Annotated in this window: 17 protein-coding genes; 3 read left to right on the forward strand and 14 right to left on the reverse strand. The window is 65.9% G+C overall.

The window, feature by feature from the left end:
• Nucleotides 1-18: 18 nt before the first annotated feature.
• The 4 genes from ACFSM0_RS12825 to lhpI all read right to left on the reverse strand — a co-directional run bounded on the left by ACFSM0_RS12825 (nt 19) and on the right by lhpI (nt 4,926).
• Nucleotides 19-1,269 (reverse strand): NAD(P)/FAD-dependent oxidoreductase, encoded by a 1,251-nt coding sequence (locus ACFSM0_RS12825; RefSeq protein WP_377390972.1) that lies wholly within the window; start codon nt 1,267-1,269, stop codon nt 19-21.
• A 64-nt stretch (nt 1,270-1,333) separates the two neighbouring features.
• A complete protein-coding gene (locus ACFSM0_RS12830) occupies nt 1,334-2,266 on the reverse strand; it encodes a 4-hydroxyproline epimerase (RefSeq protein WP_377390974.1) in 933 nt (310 codons plus the stop codon).
• Nucleotides 2,257-3,216 (reverse strand): dihydrodipicolinate synthase family protein, encoded by a 960-nt coding sequence (locus ACFSM0_RS12835; protein ID WP_377390976.1) that lies wholly within the window; start codon nt 3,214-3,216, stop codon nt 2,257-2,259. The genes ACFSM0_RS12830 and ACFSM0_RS12835 overlap by 10 nt, the downstream gene beginning before the upstream one ends.
• 33 nt (nt 3,217-3,249) lie before the next feature.
• Nucleotides 3,250-4,926: a cis-3-hydroxy-L-proline dehydratase gene (gene lhpI, locus ACFSM0_RS12840; RefSeq protein ID WP_377390978.1), complete on the reverse strand. Its 1,677-nt coding sequence runs from the start codon at nt 4,924-4,926 to the stop codon at nt 3,250-3,252.
• A 156-nt stretch (nt 4,927-5,082) separates the two neighbouring features.
• Here lhpI and ACFSM0_RS12845 point away from each other — a divergent pair, with 156 nt between their 5' ends.
• Together ACFSM0_RS12845 and ACFSM0_RS12850 are read left to right on the forward strand one after the other, a co-directional pair.
• Nucleotides 5,083-5,733 carry a helix-turn-helix domain-containing protein gene (locus ACFSM0_RS12845; protein WP_377390980.1) on the forward strand — a complete coding sequence of 217 codons (651 nt, stop codon included), beginning with the start codon at nt 5,083-5,085 and terminating at the stop codon, nt 5,731-5,733.
• A 51-nt stretch (nt 5,734-5,784) separates the two neighbouring features.
• Nucleotides 5,785-6,822 (forward strand): Ldh family oxidoreductase, encoded by a 1,038-nt coding sequence (locus tag ACFSM0_RS12850; protein ID WP_377390982.1) that lies wholly within the window; start codon nt 5,785-5,787, stop codon nt 6,820-6,822.
• A gap of 60 nt (nt 6,823-6,882) precedes the next feature.
• On the opposite strand, the gene ACFSM0_RS12855 is transcribed toward ACFSM0_RS12850, so the two are convergent.
• The 4 genes from ACFSM0_RS12855 to ACFSM0_RS12870 form a co-directional block, all read right to left on the reverse strand.
• The gene (locus tag ACFSM0_RS12855; protein ID WP_377390984.1) at nt 6,883-7,605 is read right to left on the reverse strand and encodes an amino acid ABC transporter ATP-binding protein; all 723 of its coding nucleotides are present in this window, start codon (nt 7,603-7,605) and stop codon (nt 6,883-6,885) included.
• Nucleotides 7,598-8,251: an amino acid ABC transporter permease gene (locus tag ACFSM0_RS12860; protein ID WP_377390986.1), complete on the reverse strand. Its 654-nt coding sequence runs from the start codon at nt 8,249-8,251 to the stop codon at nt 7,598-7,600. The genes ACFSM0_RS12855 and ACFSM0_RS12860 overlap by 8 nt, the downstream gene beginning before the upstream one ends.
• A 10-nt stretch (nt 8,252-8,261) precedes the next feature.
• Nucleotides 8,262-8,927, reverse strand: coding sequence for an amino acid ABC transporter permease (locus ACFSM0_RS12865; protein ID WP_377390988.1), 666 nt, complete (start codon nt 8,925-8,927; stop codon nt 8,262-8,264).
• Nucleotides 8,928-9,004: 77 nt separating this feature from the next.
• Complete coding sequence (locus ACFSM0_RS12870) at nt 9,005-9,811, reverse strand: ABC transporter substrate-binding protein (RefSeq protein ID WP_377390990.1); 807 nt, start codon at nt 9,809-9,811, stop codon at nt 9,005-9,007.
• Between the two features lie 247 nt (nt 9,812-10,058).
• Here ACFSM0_RS12870 and ACFSM0_RS12875 point away from each other — a divergent pair, with 247 nt between their 5' ends.
• Complete coding sequence (locus ACFSM0_RS12875) at nt 10,059-11,573, forward strand: aldehyde dehydrogenase (NADP(+)) (protein WP_377390992.1); 1,515 nt, start codon at nt 10,059-10,061, stop codon at nt 11,571-11,573.
• Between the two features lie 57 nt (nt 11,574-11,630).
• On the opposite strand, the gene ACFSM0_RS12880 is transcribed toward ACFSM0_RS12875, so the two are convergent.
• Genes ACFSM0_RS12880 through ACFSM0_RS12905 form a run of 6 tightly spaced genes read right to left on the reverse strand, consistent with a single transcriptional unit; the run spans nt 11,631 to nt 16,886 of the window.
• On the reverse strand, nt 11,631-12,428 hold the full coding sequence (locus ACFSM0_RS12880; RefSeq protein ID WP_377390994.1) for a dimethylarginine dimethylaminohydrolase family protein: 798 nt from the start codon (nt 12,426-12,428) through the stop codon (nt 11,631-11,633).
• Entirely contained in the window at nt 12,425-13,345 is a 921-nt protein-coding gene (locus ACFSM0_RS12885; RefSeq protein WP_377390996.1) for a DMT family transporter, read from the reverse strand. The genes ACFSM0_RS12880 and ACFSM0_RS12885 overlap by 4 nt, the downstream gene beginning before the upstream one ends.
• A gap of 23 nt (nt 13,346-13,368) precedes the next feature.
• Nucleotides 13,369-14,547 (reverse strand): M20 aminoacylase family protein, encoded by a 1,179-nt coding sequence (locus tag ACFSM0_RS12890; protein WP_377390998.1) that lies wholly within the window; start codon nt 14,545-14,547, stop codon nt 13,369-13,371.
• Nucleotide 14,548: 1 nt separating this feature from the next.
• Entirely contained in the window at nt 14,549-15,337 is a 789-nt protein-coding gene (locus ACFSM0_RS12895; RefSeq protein WP_377391000.1) for an ABC transporter permease subunit, read from the reverse strand.
• Complete coding sequence (locus tag ACFSM0_RS12900) at nt 15,334-16,053, reverse strand: ABC transporter permease (RefSeq protein WP_377391002.1); 720 nt, start codon at nt 16,051-16,053, stop codon at nt 15,334-15,336. Before ACFSM0_RS12900 ends, ACFSM0_RS12895 begins: the two co-directional genes overlap by 4 nt.
• A gap of 56 nt (nt 16,054-16,109) precedes the next feature.
• Nucleotides 16,110-16,886, reverse strand: coding sequence for a transporter substrate-binding domain-containing protein (locus tag ACFSM0_RS12905; protein WP_377391004.1), 777 nt, complete (start codon nt 16,884-16,886; stop codon nt 16,110-16,112).
• Nucleotides 16,887-16,913: the final 27 nt, after the last annotated feature.

Here is a 16,913-nt window from a genome sequence, read left to right on the forward strand (position 1 = left end):
CGCGTCAGAAGCGGCGCGTCAGAAGCGGCGCGGATCGAAGGGCGCAAGCGGGATCGGCGGCGCGCGATGCGCGGCCAGCGCCGCGACCAGTTCCGCCGTGCCCGCCGATTGCGTCAGCCCCAGATGGCCATGCCCGAAGGCATAGATCACCCGCTCGCAGCCCGGCGCACGGGCGATCACCGGCAGGCTGTCGGGAAGCGAGGGGCGGAACCCCATCCATTGCACGCCCCCCTTCGGGTCAAAGCCGGGCAAAAAGGCCGCGGTCTTTTCCACGAGAATTTCGGCCCGGCGGTAATTCGGCGCGAGGTCGAGCCCGCCCAGTTCCACCGCGCCGCCGACGCGCAGCCCGCCCCCGATCTTGCTCACCACAAAGCCGTGGTTGGCGAATGTCACATGCGTGCGCAGATCGACGCTCGCGGTCGGGAAGGTGGTGTTGTAGCCGCGCTCGGTTTCAAGCGGGATCTTGTCGCCCAGCATCCGCGCGATGCGGTGCGACCAGGCCCCGGCTGCAACCACGATCTGCCCGGCGCGGCGCAGCCCCGCGGGCGTGACCACCTCGACCCCGCCGTCAAAGGGCCGCACCGATGTCACCTCGGCAATCTCGATCGTGCCGCCCTGCGCGCGGAAACGCTCGGCCAGATGTTCGGTCCAGAGTGCGGGATCGACGGTGTTCATCCAATCCGGCGTAAAGCCCGCATGGGTAAAGCGCGGGCTCAGCCCGGGCTGAATTTCTGCAATCGCTTCGGGGCTTTGCAACAGATCAAAGGCGATGCCATGGGCACGCCGCAGCGCCCAGGCGGGGGCGGCGGCGTCGAATTCTCCGCGGCCCTCATAAAGCTGAAGCTGGCCCTCGCGGCGCATCAGCGCCTCGCCGTCGACAGCCGCGATCTGGCGCTCCAGCGCGGCGCGCGAGAGCGCCATCAGCCCCGCCTGAGCCTCGATGGCGGCGGCAAAGCGGGCCTTGGCGGTGGCGCGCCAGAAATGCACCATCCAGGGCAGGATCTTGAGCGCATAGGCCGGGCGCAGCGACAAGGGCCCGAGCGGATCGAGGAGCCATTTCGGCGCCTTGCGCATGATGCCGGGCGCGGCCAGCGGCTCGACATCGGTGAAGGCAAAGGCCCCGGCATTGCCGCGCGAGGCCTCTGCCGCCACGCCCTTGCGGTCAAGGATATAGACCCGATGCCCCTCTGCCTGAAGGGCGAGGGCGGTGCTGATGCCGATGATCCCGGCGCCGATGACGAGGATATCCGGTTGGGTCGACTGAGGCATGGCGAGGCTCGCGCGGTTGGAGGAAAGGCGCCCCCGAGGCAGCGGGTGCCGGGGGCGCAGGAGGTCAGAGGTGAATGCCCTGCCGGAACGGGTCATTCGGCAGGAAGAAGAGCTGGCTTTCGGCCATCACATGCGCCTGTCCGGTGATCGAGGGGATCACGCCGCCGCCCGCACCGGGCTGCCACGAGAGCCGATAGGAGCTGCCGATCACGCTTTCCTGCACGATCTCTTCGCCCTGGGGCAAACGCCCCTCGGCGGCGAGGCAGGCGAGCCGGGCCGAGCTGCCGGTGCCGCAGGGGGAGCGGTCATAGGCATCGTCGGGGCAGAGCACGAAGTTGCGCGAATGCCCTTCGGGCGTGCGCGCGGGGCCATAGAAGATCACGTGATCGACGGGCATCCCGTTCTCGCCGCCAAGCCGGGCTTCATGAAGTGCCGTGCGCACGGCGATGGTCGCCTCGGTCAGGGCCTTGATGTTGCCGGGCTCGACCGGGATCGGGCTCGGATCGACCAGGAAGAAGCAATTGCCGCCATAGGCGATATCGCCCGTCACGGTGCCAAGCCCCGCCACCTCGACCGAGACGGCGCGGTGAATGCGCCGGCTCTCGATATTGGTCACGGTGACGGTGTTCGGGTCGCGCACATCAACCGTCACCACGCCCACCGGCGTCTCGATGCGGTGCTGGCCAAGCCCGATCCGGCCCATGTGCACAAGCGTCACCGCAAGCCCGATGGTGCCGTGCCCGCACATGCCAAGCACGGCCTCGGCGTCGAAATAGATCACGCCGGTGACGCAGCTCGGATCGACCGGCGGCACCAGCAGCGCGCAGACCATCGCCGCCTGACCGCGCGGCTCAAGGATCACCGAGCGGTAAAAATCGCGGTGGTCGGTGGCGAGGGCGGCCGCGCGTTCCGAAAGCGGCCCGGTGCCAAGGTCCGGCCCGCCATCGAGGATCACCCGCGTCGGCTCGCCGCCGGTGTGGCTGTCGATCACATGCATTCAGCGATCACCCCGCCCTGTTTCGACCAGTTCGCAAACCAGCGGTTGAACTGGTGGAATTGCGCCTCGCAGAACTTGGCTTGCGAGGGCGAGAGCGCATCGGTTTCGTTGAGGTTGATTGCATATTGGGTCTCGCCCTTCAGCACCATCAGATGCTTGAAGTAGAGCACGAGATCGACGCCTTCGTCGAATTTTGCCAGCACCGAGAAAGCCTCGGCCAGTTCGCGCGCGCGCAGGTCCGCCTCCGGGCAGCCCGCGGCGGCACGTTTCGACAGTGCGACTTGCAGGAGCGACTCTTTCGGGAAGATCGAGCCGATGCCGGTGATCGTGCCAACGGCCCCGCATTTGACGAAACCGTGGTAGACCTCGGTATCGACGCCGACCATCAAGATCACCTCGTCATCTTGCGAGGTGATGTGCTCGGCGGCATAGCTCAGATCGGCCCGGCCCCCGAATTCCTTGAAACCGATGAGGTTCTTGTGTTCGGCGCGCAGCGCGAAGAACAGATCGGCCTTGGTCGAATAGCCGTAATAGGGGCTGTTGTAGATGATCGCGGGCACATCGGGCGCCGCTTCGAGGATCGCCTTGAAGTGGTTGCGTTGCGCGGGCACCGAGAGCGAACGGGACAACAGCCGCGGGATCACCATCAGCCCCGCCGCGCCGATCTTTTGCGCATGGGCGGCATGGGCCACCGCCGATTTCGGGCTCACCGCGCCGGTGCCAACCACCACGGGCACGCCCGCCTTGGTGAGCCGCTCCACGCCCTCCATCCGCTCTGCGTCGGTCAAAAGCGGCCATTCTCCGCAGGATCCGCAATAAACGACGCCCGACATCCCCGCCGCCATCAGCTCCTGCCCCTTCGCCACCAGCGCGTCAAAATCGGGGCGGCGGTCGGGGGTGCAGGGGGTCAGCAGCGCGGGGATCGTGCCGAGGAAAACATCTTTGTTCATCGTGGGGGCTCCGTTGGTTGTTCGTGGGGGCGCTCAGGCCGTGATCCATTTGGGGGGCGCGGCGGGGGCAAGGCCGGTGCGCAAGGTGCGCGCGCAATCGGCAAGGCTGCCAAAGCGCACCGCGCGCTGGCTCAGCCCCGGCGCGTAATGGGCGTATTTGCCCGAATTGGTCATCAAGACTTTCGTTTGCGGCGGAAACACCGGCTCGGAGATCGAGCACCAGCACAGATCCGGGATGATCCGCACCCCGGCAGCCTCCAGCGTGGCCCGCACGCCGTTTTGCGAGATCTCGGAGAGCGTGGCGCGCCCCAGCGTGATGAGGGTGCTCAGACCGGGGGCAGGCGTTGCGCCCTCAACAAGCTGCGCAAAGGCGGCGCATTCGCCCCCCGAGAAATGTGGGCTGCCAAGCGCGATCAGATCGACCTTGCCGGCGCCGCGATTGAAGATGCCCCAGAGCCGGGCAAAATCCGCTTGTGTGATCGTCACCTGATCGGCGCCGGGGGCGGGGGGCATATCGGCCTCGGGCGTGTGGCCCGCGATATGCAGCATCGGCGCCGCCGAGGTGGTGCCAAAGGCCGCGCAAAGCGCCTTGAGGTCATCCTCGGAGGGGGTGCTGGCCTCAAGCCCGCGCAAAAGCGGAATGCGGTCCGGCGCGGCTTGCCCCAAAAGCCAGCCGAGCATCGGCCAGAAGGCATCGTCCGCGCCTGCGGGCATCACCACATCCACAATCCGGCGCGGCGCGCGCTGCGCGGAGAGGTAAACCCCCGCCTGCGCCGTGCGGCCGGTGAGCGCGATGCACAGATCCATGAAATCGGCGTGTTTCACGGTGCGCGCGCCCAGCACGCTGTTGGCATAGATCACCGCATTGCTCTCGGCCCAGGCGATGTCTTCGCCCTGTGCGGGGCGGTTTGCGAGCAGATAGGGCGCGCAGGTGAAGCTTGGCTCGGCGCCCATCTCGACATAGGCATCGGCAAGGGCTGCGGCGCTCGCGCCAAAGCGCTCCGCCACGCCCTGAGCGCGCCAGTTCGCATGATCGACCGAGATTGCGTTCATCGTCGTGGGCACGCGCACCCGCCCGCCGCGATCCGCCATGGCGCGGGCAAAGGTCAGAAAGGCGGGGCTTGCATAGATGCAGCCATCAATATGCACGCGCGCCACATCCATGAGCCGGGGCGCGCCCTGCGCGCGCGCCATCGTGGTGATGATCTCCATCGCGAGCTGCGCTGCCGGGCCCTGCGCGCCCGCCAGAAAGGCCGTGTCTTCGGCGCTCAGCTCCAGCGTTTCGGAGACCGGCGCGAGCGGGAGGGTGAGCGCACCGGCGTGCAGATGCGTTTGGGTGATCGCGGCGTGGCGCTCCTGCGCGAGCGCGTCATATTCCGCCGCCGAAAGGCGCACCACGGCGATCGGATGATCAAAGAGCCGCCCGGCCACGAGCGCGCCGAGGGTGAGAATGTCTTCGCCCTCGCGAAAGATCAGCGCGCGCGGCGCAGTGCCTGCAAAGGCGAGCCCCAGCAGCACGCCGCTGCCGGTGCACGAGCCCCGGCTTGTCGGCATCATCACCACATGCCCGGCGAGCGAGGCGCCGTGTTGCGGGTGCAGCGCGTCGATGATCACGCCGGTCTCGGGATCAACCCCGCCCCAGACGCTCAGACCCTCGGTGCAAACCAGAACCGGCCCTTCAACGCTGGCGGGAACGATGACCTGTGCCATGATGAACCTCGTTCGGTCGAAAACGGTCGCACCGCTGACCCAGCGGCATCCGCCCGCATCCGCGTTTGGGACTCTCTTTGCTCCAGCGCGCTTGCGAGTGTTGCAACGGCCATGGAAATGTGCTTAAACGATCACAAATGGTAAGAAAAGAAAAATATGACGCAAACGGAAAAATCTTCCCGCGATGAGGCCGAGCCCGCGTCAAGCGCCGAGGGCTGGGAGGCGGAGCGGCTGCAATTGCGCTCGGATCTGGGCAGCCGGATGAAGGCGGTGCGGCAGGCCTGCGGACTCACGCTTGAGGCGGCGGCGCAACGCACCGGGCTCGCGCTTTCGACGATCCACAAGATCGAGAACGGGCGCGTGTCGCCGAGCTATGAGAACCTCGTGCGGATCGCGCGCGCCTATGACATCGGCATGGAGCGGCTGTTTTCGGCCGACCATGAGGCGGTGCAGACAACGCGGATGACGGTGACAAAGGCGGGGCAGGGGCGCAAGGTGCGCTCCAAGAACTTCGAATATGAGGTGCTTTGCAACGCGCTCGCGGAAAAGAAGATCATCCCGCTTGTGACCAGGGTGGAGCAGCGCGGCCCGCTCAGGCCCGAGGAGCTGGAGGCCCATACCGGCGAGGAAACGCTTTATGTGCTTTCTGGCCGGATCGAGCTGGTGGTCGAGCATTACCAGCCCGTCGTGCTGGAACCCGGCGATTGCGCCTATTTTGACAGCACGATCCGGCACGGGCTGCGCGCGCTTGATGCCGAGGAGGCGCGGGTGTTCTGGGCCTGCACCTATGTCGACGTTGACAAATAGCACCGCCCCCGCGCTGCCGATCTGATCCCTTCTCAAGGAGTTTGCCCGACCATGGCCGAGCCGAACATGATTTCCTACGCGGCGCTGTTGGCGCGCGTCGAGACGATTTTCACCACTGTGGGCGTGCTGCCCGCCGCTGCCAAGGCGGTGGCGAAGGTGATCGTCGCGGGCGAGCGTGACCATTGCAAATCGCATGGGATCTACCGCCTTGAGGGCTGCTTGCGGGTGCTTGCGGCGGGCAAGGTCAACCCCGAGGCGCTGCCCGAAATCCATGATGCGGGCGCCTCGGTGATCGAGGTTGATGCCAAGGGCGGATTTTCCAACCCGGCCTTTTATGCCGCGCAGGAGGTGCTGGTGGCGCGGGCGCGCAAACATGGCATCGCCGCGCTGGTGATCCGCGATTGTCTCCACTTTTCCGCGCTTTGGCACGATGTCGAGGCGCTGGCGGAAGACGGGCTTGCCGCGCTTTCCATGTGCCCGAGCTATGCCTTTGTGGCCCCGGCGGGTGGCAAGGAACCGCTTTTGGGCACCAACCCCTTTGCCTTTGGCTGGCCGCGCCCCGGCGCCTTTCCCTATGTGTTCGACTTTGCCACGAGCGTTGCGGCGCGGGGCGAGATCGAACTGCATCGCCGCGCGGGCAAACCGATCCCGGAGGGTTGGGCGGTGGATAGCGACGGCCACCCCACCACCGACCCGGAGGCAGCGCTCGGCGGCGCGATGCTGACATTTGGCGGCCACAAGGGCTCGGCGATTTCGACGATGGTGGAGCTGCTTGCGGGCGCGATGCTTGGCGAGTTCATGAGCAAGGAAGCGCTTGATTTCATGGGCGGCACGGATCTTTTGCCGCGGCATGGCGCGCTGGTGCTGGCGCTTGATCCGCGGGTTTTTGCGGCCCGCAGCGGCCGCGACCCGATTGCAGAAGGGGAAAAGCTGCTCACCGCGATTGGCGCGCAAGGCGCGCGGCTGCCCTCCGAGCGCCGCTTTGCGGCGCGGGCAAAAGCGATGGCGGAGGGGATCGCGCTCAGCGAGGCGGAACTGGCGCAACTCGACCGGTTCGAGCGGCTCGGCCTCGACGCGCTCAAGGCCTGAGCCCACGCATAATAAGGCGCGCGTCCCGGGCTGGGGCGCGCGCCTTTTATATTTGCCGTCTCAGCGCACGCTGGCGAGAAACTTTTGCGTTTCCGGGTGTTGCGGGTCGTTGAAGATCTGCTCGGGCTTGCCGATCTCGGCCATGATGCCCTTGTGGAAATAGGCCACCCGGTCCGAGACATCGCGCGCAAAGGCCATCTCGTGGGTGACGCAGATCATCGTCATGCCTTCCTCGGCGAGCATCTTCAGCGTTTCGAGCACCTCGCCCACAAGCTGCGGGTCAAGCGCCGAAGTCACCTCGTCAAAGAGCATGTAATCGGGCGACATGGCGAGCGCGCGGGCAATCGCCATGCGCTGCTGTTGCCCGCCCGAAAGCCGCGAAGGATAGGTGGTGAGCTTGTCGCCCAGACCCACATGCTTGAGCTGCTTTTCCCCGATCGCCTCGGCCTCGGCCTTGCCCATGCCCAGCACCTTGCGCGGCGCCAGCGTGACGTTTTCAAGCACGGTCAGATGCGGGAAGGCATTCCATTGCTGAAATACGATCCCGATCTTCTGGCGCAGCTTGTTGAGGTTGGTGGATTTTGCATGCACCTCGGTGCCGTCCACCACGATCTTGCCCGTGTCGATCGGCTCAAGCCCGTTGATGCAGGTCAGAAGCGTCGACTTGCCCGAACCGGAGCCGCCGATCACCGTCACCACCTCGCCCTTCTCGACGGTCAGGTCGATGCCCTTGAGCACTTCGAGCATGCCAAAGGACTTGTGGACATTCTGGATCTCAATCATTGGACCACCTTTTTTCGAGATATCCGCCGAGCCGGGCAAGCGGGAAGCTGATGATGAAGTAGAAGGCACCGCAGATCATCAGCAGGAACAGCGGTTCCTGGAGCCGGGTGATCAGGATCTGGGTGGATTTGAGCAGTTCGGTCACCTGCACGACATAGACGAGAGCGGAGTCCTTCATCACCCCGAGCGCGAGGCCGATCCAGGACGGAAGCGCCACGCGGGTGGCGAGCGGCATCACGATATAGCGCATGTCCTGCAACCAGCTCATGCCGAGCGAGCGCGCGGCGCGGCGCGTGGTGGCGGGCACCGCGTCGATGCCGCCGCGCACGATCTCGGCGCAGTAAGCGGCCGTGTAGAGCGAAAGCACCATGCAGGCGATGGAAAAGCCCGAGAACCGCAGATGCAGCACCATGCCCATGAAGGCATTGGCGAGCACAAGCTGGATCAAGAGCGGCACCGAGCGGAAGATATCCAGAAAGAAGGTCAGCGGCGCGGCCAGCACGGCGCCAAGCTGCACCCTGATCACCCCGAAGAGGATGCCGAGCACGGTGCCGATGGCCACCGAGATCGCGGTGACGAGGATCGTCATCCCCGCGCCCTTGACGAGGAAGATCAGATCGGCCGAGGAGAGAGCGGTGTGAAACATGATGGCTCCCTCAGTACCGGAACAGCCGCCAGGCAATTGCCCGGGCGCCGAGGGTGATGATCTTGGTGATCAGGTAGAAGATCACCGCGGCGATGGCAAAAAGCTCAAAGGTGCGGAAGGTGAGCGCGTTGAGATCCTGCGTCACGCCGTAAAGGTCGGTGTTCATGCCGACGGTGACGCCGAGCGAGGTCATCAGCACGGCCCAGACCATCTGGTTCGTCATTGGCAAAAACGAGATGCGCAGCATCTGCGGCAGGATGATGTAGCGAAACGCCTGCCCCTGCGACATGCCGAGCGAGCGGCCGGCACGGGTTTGCGTTTCCGGGATGGCTTTCAGCGCGCCGCGGAAGTTTTCCGCGAGATAGCCCGCATTGTTGAAGGTGATCCCGATCAGCAGCGACACGAAGGGGCTGAAATGGATCCCGAAACTCGCAACGCCAAAATGGGCCATGTAGATCTGGAAAAGCGCCGGGGTGTTGCGCGCCACTTCGACCCAGGTGGTGGCGATCGCCCCGAGCGGGCGGGAGCCGGAAAGACGCAGCAGGGTGAGCAAAATGGCGAGCGCGATGCCGATCAGCATCGAAAGCACCGCCACTTCCATCGTCACCGCCGCGCCGTCCAGGATCTTCGGAAGCCGGGCAAACGCCTGGTTCCACTGGAAGGTATATCCGAACATGGCTGTGTCCTGGCTGGAGGAGTGCGGAAGGCAAACGGCGCGGGCAGGGCCCGCGCCGCCGCCGGTTCCGGCGCCGATTAGCGGTAGGCGTTCGGGACCGTCAAGGCCGGCAGGTCGCCGCCGACCCATTTTTCATAGAGTTCGGCATAGCGACCGGTGCGGATCTGCTGGTTCACGAACAGGTTGAGGTAGTTGATCAGCCCGTATTCGTCGCGGTTGGTGAAAAGCGCAACGTAATCGGTGTCAAACGGCGCCTTGCCAACCACCGAGATGCCGGGGAAATTGCCGGTCTTCACGTTGGCCTGCGCGACGGTCGAGGTGGAGACGGTGGCGTCGATCTGACCCTGGCTCAGCGCGAGGAACACGTCAGCCTGCGTCTGATAGGGGCGGAAGCTGCCCGAACCCCATTCGTTGATCTGCTTTTCGAGCGCGATCGCTTCAAACGTGCCCGCGGTGGCGCCGACGGTGTGGCCCTTCATGTCGTCGAAGGATTTGATGCCCGCGGCGTCATTCGAGGTCACGGCCATTTCAAAGGCGAAATAGGGGATCGAGAAGCCCACGGTTTTGGCCCGCTCAAGCGTGTCCGAGGTGGAGGCAACGCCCACATCGACACGGCCCGACATCAGCGCCGGGATGCGCTCGGGGAAGGGGGTCTCGACGATTTCGGATGTCACGCCGAGCGCGGCCGCGAGGTCGTTGCAATAGTCGACGTCAAAGCCGATCGGGTTGTTGTTCTCGTCGCGCATCCCCATCGGCGGGAAGTCGAGCACGACCGCGCAGCGCAGCGTGCCCGAGGCGATGATGTCATCGAGCTTGTCGGCTTGCGCCGTGCCCGCAAGCGCCGTGGTGGCGATCAGGGCCGCGGCCATGGTGAGCGTTTTCATAGGGGAACCTCTCTGCTGATTCTCGGGCAACCCTGCCCGGGGTTTTTCTTTCTCGCAATAAATTTTCATATAAGAAAAAAGCTGGCGCAACAGGAAAATTTTGGATAGAGCGAAGTTGCGATCTAAACGGCTGAATTCGTGCTCTTAAAAGGGCAGTTTATGAAGGAAGCCCAGAGCAATAGGTCACGTTGACGCAGATTTCGCGAGCCGGTTGCCCGGTTTGCGGGCACAGATGGAAGGACCTCCCATGAGTTTCACCCCCCGCGGCATGCATCTGATCGCCGGAACCTGGATCGGTGGCGGCGAACGCTTCGCCTCGGCGCCGGTGGAGGGGCCGGTGCACAGCTTTGCCAAGGGCACGCCCGCGCTGGTCGATCAGGCCGCGCAGGCGGCCGAGGCGGCTTTCCCGGCCTACAGCGCCCTCACGCGTGCGGAGCGCGCGGCCTTTCTTGAGGCGATTGCCGATGAGATCGAGGCCCGCGGCGCCGATCTCACCGAAATCGCGATGCAGGAAAGCGGCCTTCCCAAGGGCCGGCTGGAGGGCGAGCGGGGGCGCACCACGGGCCAGCTGCGCCTCTTTGCGCGTCACATTCTGGCGGGTGATTATCTGGACCGGCGCCACGACCCGGCGCTGCCCGAGCGCGCGCCGCTGCCGCGCCCCGATCTGCGGATGATGCAGCGCCCGATCGGCCCGGTCGCGGTGTTTGGCGCCTCGAACTTCCCGCTCGCCTTCTCGACGGCGGGCGGCGATACGGCGGCGGCGCTGGCGGCGGGCTGCCCGGTGGTGGTGAAGGGCCATGAGGCGCATCCGGGCACCGGCGAGATCGTCGCCGAGGCGATTGCCGCCGCCGCCGCGCGCACCGGCATGCCCGCGGGGGTCTTTTCGCTCGTGCAGGGCGGCGCGCGCGAGGTCGGCGCCGCGCTGGTGCAGCATCCGTTGATCACTGCCGTGGGCTTTACCGGCTCCTATGCCGCGGGCCGTGCGCTTTATGACCTTTGCGCCGCGCGCCCCGAGCCGATCCCGTTCTTTGGCGAACTGGGCGCGGTGAACCCGATGTTCCTGCTCCCCGAAGCGGTGGCGGCGCGCGGCGCGGCGCTGGGCAGCGGCTGGGCGGGCTCGCTGACGATGGGGGCGGGGCAGTTCTGCACCAATCCGGGCATCGTCGTGGTGATCAAGGGCGCCGCGGCGGAGGCTTTCGTGGCCGCAGCCCATGCCGCGCTCGCGGCAAGCGCGGCGCAGGTGATGCTGACCGAGGGGATCGCCAAGGCCTATGTTTCGGGGGCCGAAAAAATCGGCGCGCAGACCGGTGTGCAGGAGCTGCTCACCTCGATGTGCGAACCGCGCTCCGCGCGGCCCTTCCTTTACAAGGTGTCCGCGGCGGATTGGCTTGGCAATCACGCGCTCTCGGAAGAGGTGTTCGGCCCGCTCGGCCTTGTGATCGAAGTCAGTGACGTGGAAGAGATGGTGGCCGTGGCGCAAAGCTTCCGCGGCCAGCTTACCGCAACGCTGCACATGGATGCGGGCGACCGCGCGCTGGCGGGGCGGCTTTTGCCGATCCTCGAGCGCAAGGCGGGCCGGGTGCTTGCCAACGGCTTCCCGACCGGCGTCGAAGTCTGTGACAGCATGGTTCATGGCGGGCCGTTCCCGGCCTCGACGAACTTTGGCGCCACCTCGGTGGGCACGCTTTCGATCCGCCGCTTCCTGCGCCCGGTCTGCTATCAGGACATCCCTGCCGATCTTCTGCCCGAAGACCTGCGCTGACAAAATGCCCGCCCTCGGGCAGCCGGGGGCGGGCAAGGCTCTCGTTCGGCGCTGAACTCAGGCGGCGAACCAGCGCAGCGACATGCACGACAGCCCCGCATCGACCTTGCGGATTTCCCGCGTGGCGAGCGGCACCACCGCGTAACCCGCCTGTGTCAGCATCTCGATCGTGCGCGGGAAATCTGCGCCCACCAGCACCACATCGTTCACACGCAGTGCGTTGGCGGCCTCTTCCTCGCCCTCGGGCACAAGCAGCGTGCGCAGATCGCCAAACACGCCCGAGGCGGCGAGCCGCGCGGTCGAGAGCACGGTGTCTTCCGAAAGCAGCGAGCAATCGCTCTTGAAATGCAGCACACCCTTCGGCGTGGTGACGATTTCAGAGGCATGACCCAGCGCTTTCAGGCAGCCCTGCAATGCCTCGGCGCCCTCGGCGTTGGTGCGCGCGCTCAGCCCGATCATCACCTTGTCGGCGGTGCGCAGGATGTCGCCGCCATCGGCAAAGCCGGTGCCGGGCAGATGCAGCACCGTCTCGAAATGCTCGGCCAGCACCGGCGCCATGAACCCCGCCTCATGGCGGCGGGTGGGGGCGCCGGGGCGCAGCACGATCGCGCCTTCGGTAAAGACGAGGGCGGGGTCTTCCACAAAGACGGAATCGGGGAAGTCTTCGAGCGCGGGCAGCACGGTGACGGTGCAGCCCGCCGCCTCAAGCGCCGTCACATAAGCGCGGTGTTCGGCGATCACGCCCTCATAGCTCGGATCGCCCATGTCGACAGCGCGCAGCCCTGCGGTGATCGAGCGGGAGGGCGTGCGCGCGAGGATGGAATTGAAACGGGTAACGGGGATCTTCTGGGTCATGGGGTGGGTCCGTTGAGGGGAGAAAGGGCAGGGTCGGGAAGCGGGGCGGGGCGGCGTTTGTCGCGGTTGACCGCATGCACACCTATCAGCCCGCTCGCCGCAATCAGCACCGCGCCGAGGATCAGCGCGAGATCGGGGCGCGTGCCCCAGATCAGCGCGCCAAGGAGGAAGGCCCAGATCAGGCCGGTATATTCAAAGGGCGCGAGCACCGCGGCGCTGGCGCGCTCGAAGCTCGCGAAAAGCGCATATTGCCCGGCCCCGCCGATCAGCCCGACCGCAGCCATCAGCGCAATCTGCGAAAGCCCCGGCATCGGCCCCTGAAAGGGCAGCATCACGCCGGTGACGAGACAAAAGACGATATTGGTCACAAGCACTTGCGCGCCCACCGTCATGCGCCCGTTGATGCGGCGCAGCAAGATGTAGCCAAAGGCCCAAAGGAGGGCCGAAAGCAGCACGAGCGCGGTCGCCGTGGGCGCGGGCGCATGGGTCGGATGCACCGCCACGATCACCCCCGCAAACCCAACCGCGACCGAGGCCCATTGCAAGGGCCCGACCCGCTCTTTCAGGACCAGCACGGCAAGCACCACCACCATCACCGGGGCGGAGAAATAGATCACCGTCATCTCGGCGAGCGAGAGGTCACGCGCGCCGGTATAATAAAGGATCCAGGCCACGATCGAGATCGCGGCGCGCAAGATCACCATCGCCTGCGCCGAGGAGGCGAGCGCGCCCCGCACCATTGGCCCGCGCCCGAAGGCGACGCAGGCCGCCGTCACCGCAAGCGAGCGGAAGAACAGCGACACCGGCACCGATTGATCGGCGACGAGCCATTTCATCGCCGCATCCTGCAGCCCGAGAAGCCCATAGGCGAGCACGCACAAAAGCACGCCCGTCAAGGCGGGATCGAGACGTTTCATTCAAGCCTCGCGCGCGGGCCGGGTCATGACCGGCCACGTTCCAAAAACCGCTCCGCCAGCCCGACAAAGAAGGCCGCGCCGGGTGCGATGGCCGCATCGTTGAAGTCGAACTTCGGATGGTGATGGGCCGGGTCGTTCGGGCCTTTTGCGGTGCCAAGGAAGAAATAGGTGCCCGGGCATTCGTTCAGGAAATAGGCGAAATCTTCGCTCCCCATCATCGGGCGGGGAAAGTCCTTGGCCTTCTCCGCGCCAAACATCTCGGCGGCGAGCTCGCGCGCGAAGGCGGTTTCTGCCGCGTGGTTGATGGTGGGGTCGTAGCTGCGGACATAATCGATGTGCGCCGCGCAGCCAAAGCTTTGCGCCTGCGCAAGGGCAATCGCCTTGATCCGCGCCTCGATCGCGTCGCGCACGCCGGCATCGAAGGTGCGGATGCCCACGACAATCTCGGCCCGCTCGGGCACGATATTGCTCGCCGTGCCCGAATGGATTGCCGCCACCGTCACCACGGCATTGTCGAGTGCGGAGACATTGCGCGCCACGATGGTTTGCAGCGCCATCACGATCGAGGCCGCCGCCACCACCGGGTCACGGGTGAGTTCGGGCGTGGCGCCATGCCCGCCAAGGCCGGTCACGGTGATCGTGCATTCATCGACCGCGGCCATGATCGCCCCGTCCCGAAAGGTGAATTGGCCAAAGGGCAGCGCGGGGTCGTTGTGCATGCCAAAGACCGCATCGCAGGGGAAGGCGCGAAAGAACCCCTCTTCGACCATCATCTGCGCACCGCCAAAATTCTCTTCGGCGGGCTGGAAGATCAGATGCACGGTGCCATCGAAATTTTGCCGCTCCGCCAGGGTTTTGGCGGCAGCGAGCAGGGTTGCGGTATGGCCGTCATGGCCGCAGGCATGCATTTTGCCCGGGGTCTGGCTCGCGTAGGGGGCGCCGGTTTCCTCAAGGATCGGCAGCGCATCCATATCGGCGCGCAGGCCGATGGCGCGATTGCCCGCGCCGCAGCTGAGCGTGCCCACCACGCCGGTGCGCGCAAGCCCGCGCGAGACGGCATAGCCGTAGCGCTCCAGCTCTTGCGCGACGATATCGGCGGTGCGCAGCTCCTCCAGCCCGATTTCGGGATGGCGGTGCAGGTCTTGGCGCAGCGCGATGAAATGGTCGAGGTCGGTGATCTGGTGCGAAGAGATCGGGGTCACGTCAGGCTCCCCTTGTGGGCAGGCGGTTTTCAAAGAAGCGGAAGATCGCGACCATCAGCGCGGTCAGGATCAGGTAGATCAGCGCGAGCAGCAGCAGCGGCTCATAGGTGAGCAGCGTGGCCGAGCGCACGCGCGAGATCACGCCGTAAAGATCGACCACGGTGATGGTGGCGACGAGCGGCGTGGATTTGAGCTGCAGCACCATCTCGCCATTGAGCGTTGGCAGCGCGCGGTAAAGCGCGCGCGGCAGCCAGATCCGCCAAAAGAGCTTGAGCGGGCTCATTCCGAAAGCGCGCCCGGCCTGCAACTCACCCCGCGGCACACCGGCAAAGGCGCCGCGCATCACCTCGCCCTCATAGGCGGCAAAGGAAATGGTGAGCGCGGCCAGCCCGTAGGGCCAGGCCTCGCGCAGGTAAGGCCAGAGGAAGCTGCCGCGGATGCCGGGGATCATCGGGAACAGCGAGCCGATGCCGTAATAAAGGAGCCACAGTTGCAGCAGAAGCGGCGTGCCGCGGATCACCGTGCAAAAGAGCTGCGCCGGGGCCGAGAGCCAGCGCGGCCCGGTCACCTGCACAAGCCCGATCGGCAGCGCCACCGCCGCGCCGAGGATCACCGATCCGGCGAGGATGGCAAGCGTGGTGCCAAGGCCCTTGAGCAAGAGCGGGGTGTATTTTGGCAGCCACGTCCAGTCGCCCGCGAGCACCGCCCAAAGAACGATGCCGAGCGCAAGCGCGAGCATCACGAGCCGGTGCGGGCGCAGCCAGCCGCGCAGAGGGGAGGGGGCGCTCATGCGTGCACCTGTGGCATGCCGCGCCGGGCCCATTTTTCGATCCGGGCGATGGCGAGGTTGGAAAGGAGCGTCAGCGCCAGATAAAGCGCGCCCGCAGCCAGGAAAAAGAGCATGTAATGCTTGGTTGCGCCCGCCGCTTGCCGGGTGACGAGGGTGAGTTCGCTGAAGCCCACGACCGCCAGAAGCGCGGTATCCTTGGTGGCGATGAGCCAGAGGTTTGCCAGCCCCGGGAGCGCATGGGGCAGCATTGCCGGCAGCGTGACGCGGCGCAAAAGCAGCCCGCCCGGCATGCCGTAGGCGCGCCCCGCCTCGATCTCGCCTGCCGGAATGGCCTTGATCGCGCCGCGGATCACCTCGGTTGCGTAGGCGCCCTGCACCACGCCGATCACGAAGATGCCTGCGGCGAGCCCCGAAATATCGACCGGGCCATGGCCCAGGGCCGCCATCAGCCGGTTGAGCGCATCGGTGCCCGCATAATAGAGAAGCAAGATCAGCACGAGTTCGGGCACCGCACGCACGACGACGGTGTAAGTCTCCATCAGATCGCGCACGATCTCATTGCCGTATAGCTTGCCGACCGCACCGCCGACACCGAGGATCAGCCCGAGCAGATAGCCGCCCACGGCGATTTCAAGCGAATGCGCCAGCCCCGTCAGAAGCACGCCGCCCCAGCCGGGGGGGGCGAGCGCAAGAAGCTGCCAGAAGGTCTGATCCATGCTGTCGCGGCCTTGTCAGGAAAGGGGCGGGCCAGCGCTGGCCCGCCCGGAGCATCTCAGTAGATGTCGAAGTCGAAGTATTTCGCGTTGAAGGCGGCATAGGTGCCGTTTTCGCGGATCGCCTTGATCGCGGTGTTGAGCTTGTCTTTCAGCTCCGTGTCTTCCTTGCGCAGGCCAATGCCCGCATCTTCGGCCAAGATCTCCGGGTCGCTCTCGACCACGCCTTTCAGGTCACAGCAGGCTTGGCCCGCCTCCGAGGCGAGGAAGTCGCGCAGGGTGATCTCGTCGGCCTGCACCGCATCGACACGGCCCGCGGCCAGATCGGCATTCGCCTCGTCCTGGGTCTGGTATTCGCGCAAAGTCGTGCCTTCCGGGGCAAAGTGCTTTTGCGCATAGGCTTGGTGGATCGTGCCGACCTGCACGCCAAGGATCTTGTCGGCGAGCGCGGCGGGGGTGGCGTCAAAGGTCATGTCCTTGAGCCCGATCACCACCGCTTTCGAGCGGTAATAGCCATCGGTGAAGTCGATCACCTGCTTGCGCTCGGGCGTGACCGACATCGAGGCGATGATCATGTCGATCTTGCCGCTCGTCAGCGCCGGGATGATGCCGTCCCAGGCCACCGGGGTGAGCACGCAGTCAAGCTTTGCCTCCGCGCAAACGGCGTTCATGAAGTCGATCTCCCAGCCGCTCCAGTTGCCCGCCGCATCGGGCACGGTGAAGGGCGGGTAGGGCTCGGCGGCGATGCCGACCTTGACCGGATCGGCCGCCGCCACAGTGGCGCCCGAAACCGCGGCCAGCCCGGCCACGAGCAGCGTAACGATTTGCTTTTTCATGATTTCCCTGTCGGTTGTAGTGGTTGG

The sequence above is a fragment of the Rhodobacter lacus genome, assembly GCF_042683065.1.
Lineage (GTDB): Bacteria > Pseudomonadota > Alphaproteobacteria > Rhodobacterales > Rhodobacteraceae > Rhodobacter > Rhodobacter lacus.